General features: G+C 75.2%; 16 protein-coding genes. 7 read left to right on the forward strand and 9 right to left on the reverse strand.

Features of this window, described 5'->3' with window-relative positions; translation table 11 throughout:
• Positions 1–93: 93 nt before the first annotated feature.
• Positions 94–699, reverse strand: coding sequence for a TetR/AcrR family transcriptional regulator (locus tag J3473_RS05255; protein WP_207022214.1), 606 nt, complete (start codon positions 697–699; stop codon positions 94–96).
• Between the two features lie 40 nt (positions 700–739).
• On the opposite strand from J3473_RS05255, the gene J3473_RS05260 reads away from it, so the two are divergent.
• The 5 genes from J3473_RS05260 to J3473_RS05280 are packed head-to-tail and all read left to right on the forward strand — an operon-like array spanning position 740 to position 5,661.
• Complete coding sequence (locus J3473_RS05260) at positions 740–2,014, forward strand: acyl-CoA dehydrogenase family protein (RefSeq protein WP_207022215.1); 1,275 nt, start codon at positions 740–742, stop codon at positions 2,012–2,014.
• The gene (locus tag J3473_RS05265; RefSeq protein ID WP_207022216.1) at positions 2,011–2,820 is read left to right on the forward strand and encodes an SDR family NAD(P)-dependent oxidoreductase; all 810 of its coding nucleotides are present in this window, start codon (positions 2,011–2,013) and stop codon (positions 2,818–2,820) included. The genes J3473_RS05260 and J3473_RS05265 overlap by 4 nt, the downstream gene beginning before the upstream one ends.
• A complete protein-coding gene (locus J3473_RS05270; protein WP_207022217.1) occupies positions 2,817–3,893 on the forward strand; it encodes a phosphotransferase family protein in 1,077 nt (358 codons plus the stop codon). The genes J3473_RS05265 and J3473_RS05270 overlap by 4 nt, the downstream gene beginning before the upstream one ends.
• Positions 3,894–3,949: 56 nt before the next feature.
• A complete protein-coding gene (locus J3473_RS05275; RefSeq protein ID WP_030526314.1) occupies positions 3,950–4,699 on the forward strand; it encodes an SDR family oxidoreductase in 750 nt (249 codons plus the stop codon).
• Between the two features lie 2 nt (positions 4,700–4,701).
• A complete protein-coding gene (locus J3473_RS05280; RefSeq protein ID WP_207022218.1) occupies positions 4,702–5,661 on the forward strand; it encodes a D-glycerate dehydrogenase in 960 nt (319 codons plus the stop codon).
• A gap of 32 nt (positions 5,662–5,693) precedes the next feature.
• On the opposite strand, the gene J3473_RS05285 is transcribed toward J3473_RS05280, so the two are convergent.
• The 6 genes from J3473_RS05285 to J3473_RS05310 all read right to left on the reverse strand — a co-directional run bounded on the left by J3473_RS05285 (position 5,694) and on the right by J3473_RS05310 (position 7,993).
• Positions 5,694–5,858 carry a hypothetical protein gene (locus J3473_RS05285; RefSeq protein ID WP_207022219.1) on the reverse strand — a complete coding sequence of 55 codons (165 nt, stop codon included), beginning with the start codon at positions 5,856–5,858 and terminating at the stop codon, positions 5,694–5,696.
• 80 nt (positions 5,859–5,938) lie between these two features.
• Entirely contained in the window at positions 5,939–6,103 is a 165-nt protein-coding gene (locus tag J3473_RS05290) for a hypothetical protein (protein WP_207022220.1), read from the reverse strand.
• 115 nt (positions 6,104–6,218) lie between these two features.
• Complete coding sequence (locus tag J3473_RS05295; RefSeq protein WP_207022221.1) at positions 6,219–6,683, reverse strand: HIT family protein; 465 nt, start codon at positions 6,681–6,683, stop codon at positions 6,219–6,221.
• Between the two features lie 41 nt (positions 6,684–6,724).
• Positions 6,725–6,904 carry a hypothetical protein gene (locus tag J3473_RS05300; RefSeq protein WP_207022222.1) on the reverse strand — a complete coding sequence of 60 codons (180 nt, stop codon included), beginning with the start codon at positions 6,902–6,904 and terminating at the stop codon, positions 6,725–6,727.
• 149 nt (positions 6,905–7,053) lie between these two features.
• Positions 7,054–7,545: a GNAT family N-acetyltransferase gene (locus J3473_RS05305; protein WP_207022223.1), complete on the reverse strand. Its 492-nt coding sequence runs from the start codon at positions 7,543–7,545 to the stop codon at positions 7,054–7,056.
• Between the two features lie 16 nt (positions 7,546–7,561).
• Positions 7,562–7,993 (reverse strand): pyridoxamine 5'-phosphate oxidase family protein, encoded by a 432-nt coding sequence (locus J3473_RS05310; protein WP_030526318.1) that lies wholly within the window; start codon positions 7,991–7,993, stop codon positions 7,562–7,564.
• A gap of 103 nt (positions 7,994–8,096) precedes the next feature.
• Between J3473_RS05310 and J3473_RS05315 the strand changes: the two genes are divergently transcribed.
• A complete protein-coding gene (locus J3473_RS05315; RefSeq protein ID WP_207022224.1) occupies positions 8,097–9,263 on the forward strand; it encodes an NAD(P)/FAD-dependent oxidoreductase in 1,167 nt (388 codons plus the stop codon).
• A gap of 4 nt (positions 9,264–9,267) precedes the next feature.
• Here the strand turns inward: J3473_RS05315 and J3473_RS05320 are convergent, their stop codons facing one another.
• Positions 9,268–10,530 carry a trans-acting enoyl reductase family protein gene (locus J3473_RS05320; protein WP_207022225.1) on the reverse strand — a complete coding sequence of 421 codons (1,263 nt, stop codon included), beginning with the start codon at positions 10,528–10,530 and terminating at the stop codon, positions 9,268–9,270.
• 50 nt (positions 10,531–10,580) lie between these two features.
• Here J3473_RS05320 and J3473_RS05325 point away from each other — a divergent pair, with 50 nt between their 5' ends.
• Entirely contained in the window at positions 10,581–11,795 is a 1,215-nt protein-coding gene (locus tag J3473_RS05325) for a glucose-1-phosphate adenylyltransferase family protein (RefSeq protein WP_207022226.1), read from the forward strand.
• Positions 11,796–11,809: 14 nt separating this feature from the next.
• Here the strand turns inward: J3473_RS05325 and xylB are convergent, their stop codons facing one another.
• Entirely contained in the window at positions 11,810–13,228 is a 1,419-nt protein-coding gene (gene xylB, locus J3473_RS05330; protein WP_207022227.1) for a xylulokinase, read from the reverse strand.
• Positions 13,229–13,233 lie beyond the last annotated feature (5 nt).

Genomic DNA, 13,233 nt, shown 5'->3' on the forward strand with positions numbered 1-13,233 from the left:
CGACCCACAGCCGCCCGCCAACCCCCGACCCATCACGAACGTGTGTGAAATCGCCGGTGATGCCCGGCGATCTCACACACGTTCGCGGAGTCGTCAGGGGGTTGCGGGGGCGTCGGGGGAGAGGGTGACGAGGGCGCGCAGGGCGGCGACGCAGTGCTCGACGAGGGCGTCGCGCCCCTCTGCTCGCTCGGCCGCTGGCAGGGCGGACCACTGGAGGGCGCGGTCCTCGAGGTAGGCGACCCAGCCCCGCGCGGCCGGCGCGGCGGCGGCCGGGAGGTCGAGCTCGCGCCGGGCGAGGTCGGCGACGAAGCTCGTGACGGTCTCCATCGGGTCGTCGGGGGCGGCGCGCGACAGCTCGGTCCGGCCGCGGACGAGGGCGACGTACCACTCGCGGCGGCGCTCGACCTGGTCGAGGAAGCGCCCGACGACCTGGCGCACCGCCTCCTCGCCGTGCACGCCCTCGTCGGGGGCGACGTTGCGCCGCACCCGTCGACCGGCCGCGGCGACGACGGCCCGGTGGTAGTCGGACTTCGTCGGGAAGTAGTGGAAGAGCAGCCCCCGCGAGACGCCGGCGGCCGCCGCGACCTCGTCGACCGACAGGTCCCCGACCGGTCGCTCGACGAACATCCGCAGCCCGATCCCGACGAGCTGGCGGCGCCGCTCGTCGGGCGTCATCCGCACGCGCGCCGCCGTTCCCACGCTATTGAGCATTGCTCAACAGGGGTCTAGGGTCAAGGGCATGGACTTCGCACCGTCCGCCCGCGCCGCCGACCTCGCCACCCGGGTCCGAGCCTTCGTCGACACCGAGGTCGCGCCGGTCGAGGAGCGCCTGCTCGCCGACGTCGCGGCCCGCCGGGCGCGCGGCGAGGACCCGTGGCCCCCGACCGCCGAGGTCGAGCAGCTCAAGGAGAAGGCCCGCGCGCAGGGCCTCTGGAACCTGTTCCTGCCGGCCGGCGAGGGCGACGCGTGGGCCGACCGCTTCGGCACCGACGGGGCGACGGGGCTGACCAACCTCGACTACGCGACCGTCGCCGAGCAGACCGGCCGCTCCACCCTCGCGCCGCTCGTCCTCAACTGCAACGCCCCCGACACCGGCAACATGGAGGTGCTCCTGCGCTACGGCACCCCCGAGCAGCAGGAGCAGTGGCTCGTCCCGCTCCTCGAGGGCCGCATCCGCAGCGTCTTCCTCATGACCGAGCCGGGGGTCGCCAGCTCCGACGCGACGACGATGGCCGCCACCGCCACGCTCGACGGCGACGAGGTCGTCGTCGACGGCCGCAAGTGGTGGACGACCGGCGCCGGCCACCCCGACAGCCGGCTCGGCATCTTCATGGGCCTGACCGACCCGTCGGCGCACCGCCACCGGCAGCACTCCATGGTCCTCGTGCCGATGGACGCCCCGGGTGTGCGCGTCGAGCGGATGCTCAGCGCCCTCGGTCACTTCGACGAGCCGCTCGGCCACGGCGAGGTGTCGCTCGACGGCGTGCGCGTCCCGTCCGGCAACGTCCTCCTCGGCCCCGGCCGCGCCTTCGAGATCGCCCAGGGACGCCTCGGCCCCGGGCGCGTCCACCACTGCATGCGGCTCGTCGGCCTCGCCGAGCGGGCCCTCGAGCTCGCGTGCGAGCGCTCGAGCACCCGGGTCGCCTTCGGCAAGCCGCTGGCGAACCTCGGCGGCAACCGCGAACGCCTCGCGCGGGCGCGCATCGCCATCAACCAGGCCCGGCTGCTCGTCCTGCACGCCGCGTGGAAGCTCGACACCGTCGGCATCGAGGGCGCGCTCTCGGAGGTCAGCGAGATCAAGGCCGCGGTGCCGCAGATGGCGTGCGACGTCATCGACCTCGCGATCCAGCTGCACGGCGGCGCCGGCATGAGCGAGGACTTCCCGCTCGCCGCGGCCTACGCCGGGGCGCGCAGCCTGCGCCTCGCCGACGGCCCTGACGAGGTCCACCTCGGCGTCGTCGCCCGACACCTGCTCAAGCCCTACGCCACCCGAGCCCAGGAGGCCACCCGATGACCCGCCGCGCCCTCGTGACCGGAGGGGCGTCCGGCCTCGGCCGCGCCCTCGTCGAGCTGCTCGTCGCCCGCGGCGACCGGGTCCTCGCCGTCGACCTCGCCGAGGAGCGTCCGTCGTCCGTGCCGGCCGGCGCGGAGTACCGGCGCCTCGACGTGCGCAGCCAGCAGGACTGGGACGCCGCGCTCGCGTGGGTCCGCGAGGAGTGGGGCGGTCTCGACCTGCTCGTCAACAACGCCGGCATCGCGACCGGCGGGCGCATCGACGTCGAGGCGATGGCCGACTGGGAGCGCGTCGTCTCCATCAACCTCCTCGGGGTCGCGCGCGGGTGCCACACCGTCACGCCGCTGCTCAAGGAGCAGCGCGCCGGCCACATCGTCAACGTCGCCTCGCTCGCCGGGCTCGTCCACGGCCCGGGGATGTCGAGCTACAACGCGACGAAGGCCGGTGTCGTCGCCCTCTCGGAGACGCTGGGGTTCGAGCTCGGCCCGTGGGGCGTCGACGTCTCGGTCGTCTGCCCGGCGTTCTTCCGGACCAACCTCCACGAGTCGTTCGCCGGCAAGGACACCGCGATGCAGGAGGCCGGGATCCGGCTCATCACGAAGGCCTCGGTCGACGCCTCCGACATCGCTCGCATCGTCCTGGACGGCATCGAGAAGAAGAAGACGGTCATCCTCACCGACCGGATGGGCAAGCAGGCGTACTACGGCAAGCGCTTCCTGCGGCCGCTCTACGACCGGATGATGGTCGGCCAGGCCAAGCGGCTGGCGCGCAAGGCGGGTGCCGACCCGCAGGAGTACCTGCCGTGACCGAGGTCGCCGGGGCCGCACGCGTGCGCGACGAGGACGCCTTCGACGTCGGTGCCGCTGCCGACTGGTTGCGCGAGAACGCTTCCGACGCAGCGGGTCTCGACGGTGACCCGGAGGTGCGGCAGTTCGCCGGCGGGGCCAGCAACCTCACCTACCTGCTGCGCTGGCCCGGGCGCGACCTCGTGCTGCGCCGGCCGCCGTCGGGCACCAAGGCCAAGGGCGCGCACGACATGCGGCGCGAGCACGACCTCCAGGCCGGTCTCGCGGCGTCGTTCCCGCTCGTGCCGACGATGGTCGGGTACTGCGGCGACGAGTCGGTCATCGGCTCGGAGTTCTACGTGATGGAGCGCATCGCCGGGACCATCCTGCGCAAGGACGTCCCCGACTCCCTCGGCCTCGACCGCGACGCCGTGAAGGCGCTGTGCGAGAACGCGGTCGACGTCCTCGTGCGGCTGCACGACGTCGACGTCGACGCCGCGGGGCTGCGCGACCTCGACCGAGGCGACGGGTACGTAGAGCGACAGGTCGGCGGCTGGGCCGGCCGGATGCGGCGCGCGCACACCCCGGACGTCCCGGACCACGAGGCGACGATGGCGTGGCTGGAGGCACACCGCCCGGCCGACCGGCCGCACACGTTGATCCACAACGACTTCCGCTTCGACAACCTCGTCCTCGACCCCGACGACCCCACCCGGGTCGTCGGCGTCCTCGACTGGGAGCTCGCCACCGTCGGCGACCCCCTGATGGACCTCGGCTCGGTGCTCGCCTACTGGGTGCAGGCCGACGACGACCCGACCTTCGTGGCGCTGCGGCTCCAGCCGACGCACACCCCCGGGATGCTGACCCGCGACGAGGTCGTGGCCCGCTACTGCGCCGCCCGCGGCGTCGAGGTCTCGCCGCGCGACCTGCTCTTCTACGAGGTGTTCGGGCTGTTCCGGCTCGCCGTCATCGCGCAGCAGATCTACTTCCGCTTCCACCACGGGCAGACGACCAACCCCGCGTACGGTGCCTTCCGGGACGTCGTCGCCCACCTCGACCAGCGGTGCGCCCGGCTCCTCGCCGAGCGCGCCTGACCCGCAGCACCACCCGACCGACCACGCCCACCACCGACGACGACGAAGGACCGACCGTGCCGACGACGATCATCACCGGGGCCAGCTCCGGCCTCGGGGCCGAGATGGCCCGCCAGCTCGCCGCCCGCGGCTGGGACCTCGGGCTCTGCGCCCGCCGCACCGAGCGCCTCGAGGAGCTGCGCGACGAGATCGTCGAGCGCACCGGGCGCCGCGTCGTCGTCCGCGCCCTCGACGTCACCGACGACGACGCAGTCTTCGAGACGATGCGCGCCTTCCGCGACGACTTCGGCACGATCGACCGCGTCGTCGTCAACGCCGGCCTCGGCAAGGGCGCGCCGCTCGGCACCGGCCGCTACGACGCCAACCGGCAGACCGCGATGGTCAACTTCGTCGCCGCCCTCGCGCAGACCGAGGCCGCGATGGAGGTCTTCCGCGCGCAGAAGCGCGGCCACCTCGTGATGATCTCGTCGGTCTCGGCGATGCGCGGGATGCGCAAGACCGTGACGACGTACGCCGCGACCAAGGCGGGCGTCGCGGCGCTCGCCGAGGGCATCCGCAACGAGATGCTCGGCGAGCCCGACCTCGACATCCGGGTGTCGGTCATCTACCCCGGCTACATCCGCTCGGAGATGAACGAGAAGGTGTCGCACACCCCGTTCATGGTCGACACCGTGCCGGGCGTCACCGCGATGGTCGAGGCCATCGAGAAGGAGAAGGCGCACGCCCTCGTGCCGGCGTGGCCGTGGGTGCCGGTCGGCAAGGCGCTGCGCCACCTGCCGCTGCCGGTCGTCCGGAAGATCATGTGACCGTGGGCGTCGTCGTCCTCAGCCGCCTGCCCGGTGACGCCGTCGAGCGGCTGCGCGCCGAGCACGAGGTCCGCTACCGCGACGAGGACTCGCCGGTGCCGGTCGGTGACCTGCCCGTGCTCCTCTCCGGGGCGCAGGCCGTCGTCGTGACGCTCGGTCACCGGGTCGACGACGCCTTCCTCGACGCCGCCGGGCCGGGCCTGCAGGTCGTCGCCAACGTCGCGGTCGGCTACGACAACATCGACGTCGACGCGTGCCGGGCCCGCGGGGTCGTCGTGACCAACACCCCCGGCGTCCTCACCGACGCCACCGCCGACATCGCCTTCGCGCTGGTCCTCATGGCGACCCGGCGCCTGGGCGAGGCCGAGCGCGAGGTCCGCGGCGGTACGGGCGGCGGCGGATGGGGGATGTTCCACCTGCTCGGGACGTCGGTGCAGGGCAAGGCGATCGGCATCCTCGGGCCGGGGGCCATCGGCCTCGCGACCGCCCGTCGGGCCAGGGCCTTCGGGATGTCGGTCCTGCTGTCCGGCCGGTCGGCGCCCGACCCCGACGCGGTGGCCGAGCTGGACGCCGAGGTCGTGGGGTTCGAGGAGCTGCTCGAGCGGGCCGACGTCCTGTCGGTCCACGTGCCGTTGTCACCCGCGACCCGTCACCTCGTCGACGCCGCGGCCCTGGCCCGGATGAAGCCCGGCTCCTACCTCGTCAACACCGCCCGCGGGCCGGTGGTGGACGAGGCTGCCCTCGCCGCGGCGCTGGGGTCCGGGCACCTGGCCGGCGCCGGGCTCGACGTCTTCGAGGACGAGCCGCGGGTGCATCCCGACCTGCTCGGGCGCGAGGACGTCGTGCTGCTGCCGCACATCGGCTCGGCGACCGTCGAGACTCGTACCGCGATGGCCGGCCTCGCCGCCGACAACGTCCTCGCCGTCCTCGCCGGCCGGGAGCCGCTGACCCCGGTCCGCTGACCCGCCGCCCGGCGCTCCTCGACCTGACGGGCCTACGTGCGGACGAGGAGACGTCGCAGGCGGCGCCACAGCCGCCGTGGCGCCGGGACCGGGGCGTGCCCACCGTGCACGTGGGAGGCGACGCCGCCTGCGACGATCTGGGCGCCCACGGCATCGGCCGTCGTCCCGGTGCTGACGAGCGCCGGGGCCGCCGCCATCGTCGGGTTGTAGTGCCGGTCGCACAACCGCTGGCCCTGACGCCCGGTCGACGTGGCCTCCGCCCGGCATCGCTCGCACCTCACGACGAACGCCCGAGCAGGAGGGGCAGCAGGGCCAGGAGGCAGAACGCGGCGAGGGCCGCGGCGCCGACGAGGTGGTCGCGCACCGGATGGGTCGGATGATCGTCGAGCGCGAGCGGGCGCATCATGCCGGGAGGCGGCGGTGCGGCGGACGGTGCGTTCATGACGACCCCCTCGTGTCGGGACTCCACGGTACGGGCCGGGCGGAGCCGTGGGAAGAGGACGGCGTCGAGGGCGCGGGTGGTTGCTCGGGCGGCCACGTCCGCACTCGACCCCGGGTCAGCCGGTGGCCAGGTGGTGGGTGATGCAGGCCCGGAGGTCGTCGTGGCGTGCCGACAGCGCCGTCCCCGGGTCGGACCAGCGCTCCGGCGGGTACAGCCACACCGGTTTCGTGACGAGCTCGGACGGCTCCCAGGCGTAGCGGGGCCACACGTGCGCGTGGAGGAAGGGGTCGGTGTTGCCGAGGATCTCGAGGTTGACCCGCCGGAAGCGGGGGTCGTGCTCGGCGCAGGCCCGCTCGACGGCCTCACCGAGGCGGGCCATCGACGTGAGGAACTCGACCTGTGCCGCCGGTGCGAGGTCGGAGAGGCGCTCGGCGTGCGGGTCGTCGGTCAGCAGGACGCAGTAGCCGGGGAGCCACTGCACGTCACCGATGACCGCGATAGCCGACGGCATCCGCCGAAGCACGGTGGGGTTCTCGCCGCGCAGGGCGGACCCGATGCGGTCGGCGCGCCAGTCGTCCATGCCGGGCACGCTGCCACACCGACCGCCCCGGGCGGAGTCGCTCAGGGCCAGAGCACGCCGGTGTTGCGGTGCCAGAGCTCGCTCGAGGTGTCGCGACCCTCCTGCGGGTCGGGGAGCTCGGAGGCCTGGGTCGTCGTCATCGACTCCGGGTCCACCCGGGGGACGCCGACGTGCACCCGGCGCGCGAGGTCCTCGTCGTCCGTGCTGCGTTCCGCACCCATCGTGTCCTCCGCGGTCGGTTGCCTCCATGCTGACAGGTCGACCGCGTCGCGAGAAGCCCACGGACCGGCGGGGTCGAGGGCGGAGGTGGTCGCCGGGGGTATCACTTGCGCACTCGACTCCGGGGAGTGGAGGGACGGGGGGCTCGGCGTCAGAGGGGGCGGTGCATCACGTGGAGGCCGACGCGCCCGTGCTGGCGCGAGTCGAACGCCTCGGGCACGGTGCCGACGACGACGAACCCGAGGTCCTGCCAGAGCGCCACGGCAGCGGTGTTGGTCTCGACGACCGCGTTGAACTGCATCGCGGCGTACCCCCGGTCGCGCGCCCACGCGAGCACCCACTCGCCGAGCGCCCGCCCGACCCCGCGACCCCGGGCCGCCGGCGCCACCATGAACGACGCGGTGGCGACGTGCGCGCCCCGGCCGGGGCGGTTGGGGCCGGTCTTCGCCGAGCCGAGCAGCTCGCCGGTCGTGGCGTCGACGGCGACCACACAGACCGACGGCGCGCCCTCGTCCCACAGCGCGCGCACCTCGTCGTTGGCGAGGCCGGACGGGTAGGCGTAGCTCTCGCCGTCGTCGACGATGCCGTGGAAGACGGGCAGGAAGGACGCCCAGTCGGCGTCCTCGACGGGCCGGATGATCATCCGGTCAGGTTACGGCTCAGGCGTGCTCGGGCCGCATGTGCATCCAGGGCCGCGTGAGCGAGAACGACCGCCCGGTCAGCTCGTCGACGGTGATGGCGACGACGTTGAGCTTGACCGTGTCGACCCACGGACGCAGCGGCAGCTCCTCGGTCTCGTCGGCCTCGTGTCCCTCGAGGGTGCGCGCGCGGCCGCGGACGACGACGCTGCGCGCCTCGTGCTCGTCGACCTCGTCGACCTCGAACGCGACGTCGGCGTTCATCGTCAGGCCGAGCAGCTTGCTGCCCTCGGCGGTCCGGACGACGATGCGGTCCTGCGCGTCCACGGCGTAGTTGATCGGCGTGATGTGGACCTCGTCGGCGAGGTGGAACGCGAGCCGGCCGAACTCGTGGGTGCGCAGCAGGGTCCAGGCGTCCTCGGTGCTGAGGCGGGCGACGGGCGACTCGGTCATGGGGGCCTCCTCGGGGGCGGGTGGCGACCTGCTACTACGTACTGTAGTGGATGCCGTCCGCGATCCGCCGCCGGTGTGACGCATCCGGGGTTACGCTCCGGACGTGGAGAACCCCGGCACCGAGGACGTCGTCGTCGTGGGCGCGGGCCCGGGCGGGCTCGCCGTCGCCGCTGCCCTGCGGGCGCGGGGCGTCGACCCGCTCGTCGTCGACCGGGCCGCGCAGGTCGGCGACTCCTGGCGCAACCACTACGACCGCCTCCACCTGCACACGCCGCGCGGCTGGTCGCACCTGCCCGGCTACCAGATCCCGCGCCGGTTCGGCCGCTGGGTCGCGCGCGAGGACGTCGTCCGCTACCTCGAGGAGTACGCCGCCCACCACCGGCTGCGGCTGCGCCTCGGGACGGCGGTCACGCGCATCGACCGGCCGGAGGAGACGGGTCCGGATGCCGCCCGCCCCGCGCGCTGGCGCGTCGACCTCGCCGACGGCACCTCCCTGAGCGCCCGTGACGTGGTCGTCGCGACCGGGTACAACCACACCCCGGTCGAGCCCTCGTGGCCCGGGCTCGACGGCTACCCCGGCGAGGTCGTCCTGGCCCGCGACTACCGCAACGGCCGCCGCTGGGCCGGCCGCGAGGTGCTCGTCGTCGGCACCGGCAACACCGGCACCGAGATCGCCACCGACCTCGCCGAGCACGGGGCGCTGCGCGTCCTGTTGTCGGTGCGGACGCCGCCGCACATCCTGTCCCGCACCCGGTTCGGCGTGCCGGCGCAGGCCACGGGCATCGCCGTCCGGCGCCTGCCACCCAAGGTCGTCGACCGCGTGGCGGGCGTCCTCGCCGCCGTCCAGGAGCCCGACCTCACCGAGCACGGGCTGCCCCGCGCCGGCAAGGACCTCTACAGCCGGGTGCTCGAGGGGCGCATCCCCGTCCAGGACGTCGGCGTCGTCGGGGCCATCCGGGCCGGCCGCGTCGAGCCCGTCGCCGCGGTCGAGTCCTTCGACGGGCCCGAGGTCGTCCTCGCCGACGGCACGCGCGTCACGCCGGACGCGGTCGTCGTCGCCACCGGGTACCGCGCCGGGCTCGAGCCGCTCGTCGGCCACCTCGGGGTGCTCGGCGAGCGCGGGCTGCCCGCCACGCACGGGCACGTGCGCTCCGAGGTCGCGCCGGGGCTGTGGTTCACCGGCTTCACCAACCCGATCTCCGGGATGCTGCGCGAGCTGCGCATCGACGCCGAGCGCATCGCGCGCGCCGTCACGCGCGAGCGCGGCTGACGCGTCAGGCTAGGCGCTCGACCTCGAGCGTGAAGCGGTGCGCCCGCAGCCGCTCGACGAGCGGGGTGCCGAGGCCCGTCGCGGGGGTGAGGACCCCCGAGGCGTCGGGCAGCCCGGCGTCCTCCTCGGCGAGGGCGAGCGCGGACTGGCCGAGCATGACGGCCGTGCCGGAGTACCCGGGGTCGTAGGGCGCCGCGACGACGGAGCGGTAGCGCGCCCCGTTGGTGGCCTCGGCGGTGACCTCCATCCGGAAGCGGCCGCTCGCCATCGCCTCCTCGCTCGGGCCCTCGCCGGGGGCGGGCAGCACGCGGTCGAGGACGGCGCGGGTCGGCGCGAAGGCCATCCCGCCGACGGCGCCGAGCAGGCCGGCCGAGACGACGGACGCCGTCACCGCGCCGCGCGGGCCGGCGCCGTAGTCGGAGTACTCGGTGTAGCGGAAGCCGTCGCCGTACCCGAGCAGCGAGGCCGACCGCGCGACGACGCGGGTGTTGAACGCGGCCATGACGAACGGGCCGGTGAAGTGGCCGTTGTCGGGGTCGCGGCGCACCGGGGAGGCCTTGGTGGCGCGGTCGACGACGCCGGCGACGCCGCCACGGGCGGGCAGGCGCGGCCCGCGCGGGGGCCGGCCGCCCTCGGCGAGCGCCCACGGGTCGGCGGCGATGCGGCGCGTCGCGGGGTCGGCCCGCATCTCGAGGGCCTGGGTGCGGGCGGAGTCGATGGTCCCGCCGCTGAAGCCGCCCTTCATGCTGCGGACGGCCAGCCGGGTGCGGCCGAGCTCGGCGCCGTCGGCGCGGGCGGCGTCGGCGCAGAGCATGACGCCGAGGTCGCTCGGGATGGAGTCGAACCCGCAGGCGTGGACGACGCGGGCGCCGGAGAGCATCGCGGTCTCGTGGTTGCGGGCGACGCTGCGGTGCACGAACAGCACCTCGCCGGTGAGGTCGCAGTAGTGGGTGCCGGCCTCGGCGCAGGCGGCGGCGAGCGGCATCCCGAACTTCGCGTACGGGCCGACGGTGGTCACGACGACGCGGGTGCGCGCGGCGAGGTCGGCGACCGCGGCCTCGTCGAGGGCGTCGAGGACGACGAGCGGCCAGTCGGCGGCGGCCCCCGGCAGGTCGCGCCGCACGGCCTCGAGGCGCTCGCGGGAGCGTCCGGCGAGGGCGATGCGCACCGAGGCCGGTGCGTGCTCCGCGAGGTGGCGGGCGGTGAGCCGGCCGACGAAGCCCGTCGCGCCGAAGAGGACGATGTCGAGCTCGCGCGCCGCAGTCATGGCGCCACCGTACGGGGGAGCGGGTCCCCACGGTGGGGCAGCATGGGGTGATGAGGGCGACGACGCGGGTGCTGGGTGTGGTGCAGGCCGGCGGCGCCGGGTCGCGGATGGACGTCCTGACGCGCGAGCGGGCCAAGCCCGCGCTGCCGTTCGGCGGCTCGCACCGGCTCGTCGACTTCGCGCTGTCCACGCTGGCCGGCAGCGGCATCACCGACGTCTGGCTGTCGGTGCAGTACCGCGCCGGGAGCCTGCACGGCCACGTCGCCGGCGGTCGGCCCTGGGACCTCGACCGCACCCGCGGCGGGCTGCGCTGGCTCGTGCCCGAGGAGGGCGGAGGGTCGCCGGGGCAGGAGGGCTTCGCCGCGGGCAACGCCGACGACCTGCACCAGTACGCCGACGCGATCGAGTCCTTCGGGGCCGACGCGGTGGTCGTCATGAGCGCCGACCAGGTGCTCTCGCTCGACCTGCGCCCCGTCGTGGAGCGCCACCTCGAGCGCGGCGCCGACTGCACGGTCCTCACGACCGAGGTGACACGGACCCGGGCGCGCGAGAAGACGCTCGTGCACACCGGGCGCGGAGGCCGCGTCCGCCGGGTCGAGGAGAAGCCGGACGACCCCGCGTCGACGACGATCGCCGCCGAGGTGTTCGTCTACCGGCCGGGGGCGCTCGTCGAGGCCGTCGGGACGCTGCGCCGCGAGGACGTCGAGGACGGGCTGGGGGACTTCTCCGAGCGGCTGCTGCCTCTCCTCGTCGCGTCCGGCACGGTGCTCGCCGAGCCCCTGCCCGGGTACTGGGCCGACTGCGGTACCCCGGCCGCGTACCTCGCCGCCCACCGTGACCTGCTGGCCGGCCGGGTCGACGCGTTCGACGAGCCGGCGGTCCCGCTGCTCACCCGATGGCCCGAGCGGGCGCCCGCGCGAGTGGATGCCGGTGCGCTGGTGGAGGACTCGCTCCTCGCGCCGGGGTGCCGGGTGCGGGGCACGGTGCGGCGCAGCGTGCTGGGGCCGGGAGTCGTCGTCGAGGCCGGCGCGGTCGTCGAGGACGCCGTGCTGCTCGAGGACGTCGTCGTGCGCCGGGACGCCCGCGTCGCGACGGCGGTGCTCGACGAGCGGGTCGTCGTCGGGCGGGGCGCCCAGATCGGTGCGCGACCCCGCGGGACGCGGCTCGTGGACGACCACGTGACCCTGCTCGGACGCGAGGTCGTCGTCGCCGGTGGGGCCGCGCTGCCGCCCGGCTCGCGGCTCGAGCCCGGCGCGACGGCCTGACCGGCAGGGGCGGGTCAGACGGCTCCGGGGTGGGCGGCGGCCAGCGCGTCCGCGTAGCGCCCGCGCGCCTCGGCGCCGCGCTCGGGCGCGACGGGGTCGGCCGTGGCCTCGACGGGGACGTCCCAGGCCGGGGCCTCGGCCCCGCCGGCCAGCGCCCAGGCCGCCTGCCGCGCCGCACCGACCGCGACGTACTCGCCGGGGGCCGGGACGGCGACGGGGGCGCCGAACAGGTCGGGCGCGATGCGCTGCACCGCAGCCGACTTCGCCGCCCCGCCGATGAGCAGCACGCGCTCGACCGGGCAGCCGGCGTCGCGCACGGCGTCGACGGCGTCGGCGAGCCCGAGGAGCATCCCCTCGACGACGGCGCGGGCGAGGTTCTCGGGGGTGGCGTTCGTGCGGGTCAGGCCGTGGAGCGAGCCGGTCGCCTCGGGCAGGTTGGGCGTGCGCTCGCCGTCGAGGAACGGCAGGAGCGTCAGCCCCCCGGCGCCCGGCTCCGCCGCGAGGGCGAGGGCGTCGAGGCCGGCGAGGTCGACGCCGAGCATCGACGCGCCGGAGGTGAGGACGCGCGCCGCGTTGAGCGTGCAGACGAGGGGGAGGAAGGCGTCCTCGGCGTCGGCGAAGGACTGGACGAACCCGCGCGCGTCGGCCGTCGGGCGGTCGTGCCGGGCGAAGGCGGTGCCGCTCGTCCCCAGCGAGACGACGACGTCGCCGCGGCGCAGCCCCAGCCCGAGCGCGGCACCCATGTTGTCGCCGGTGCCCGGGGCCACGACCATCCCGTCACGGGTGCGCCCCACGACCTCGGACGGGCCGGCGACGCGCGGCACCGCGAGGTCGCGGCCGGCGGCGAGCCGGAGCAGGTCGGGCCGGTACTCGCGGGTGGCGGCGGAGAAGTACCCGGTGCCCGAGGCGTCCCCTGCGTCGGTCGTCCACTCCTCGAACCCGCCTGCCGCCGAGAGGATCCGGCCGGTCAGCCAGTCGTGGGGGAGGACGACGCGCGCGGCCCGGGCCATCGCGTCCGGCTCGTGGTCGCGGACCCAGCGCAGCTTGGCGGCGGTGATCGCGGCGAGCGGGACGACCCCGACCGCCTCCGCCCACGCGGCGGCGCCGCCGAGCTCGTCGACGAGGTCGCGGGCGGTGCCGGCCGAGCGGGTGTCGTTCCAGAGCAGCGCCGGCCGCACGACCTCGTCGGCGTCGTCGAGGAGGACCATCCCGTGCTGCTGGCCGCCCACCGCGAGTGCCGACACACCGTCGAGAAGACCGCCGGACGTCGCCTCCTCCCACGCCTGCCACCAGCGGGCGGGGTCGACCTCGGTCGCGTCCGGGTGCGTCCCGCGCCCGATCCGGACGACCTCGCCGGTCTCCGCGTCGCACACGGCGACCTTGCAGGACTGGGTCGAGGTGTCGACCCCGGCGACGAGGGGGCGCTGGGTCATTCGGT

The organism is Phycicoccus sp. DTK01, assembly GCF_017312765.1.
GTDB classification, from domain to species: Bacteria; Actinomycetota; Actinomycetes; order Actinomycetales; family Dermatophilaceae; genus Phycicoccus; species Phycicoccus jejuensis.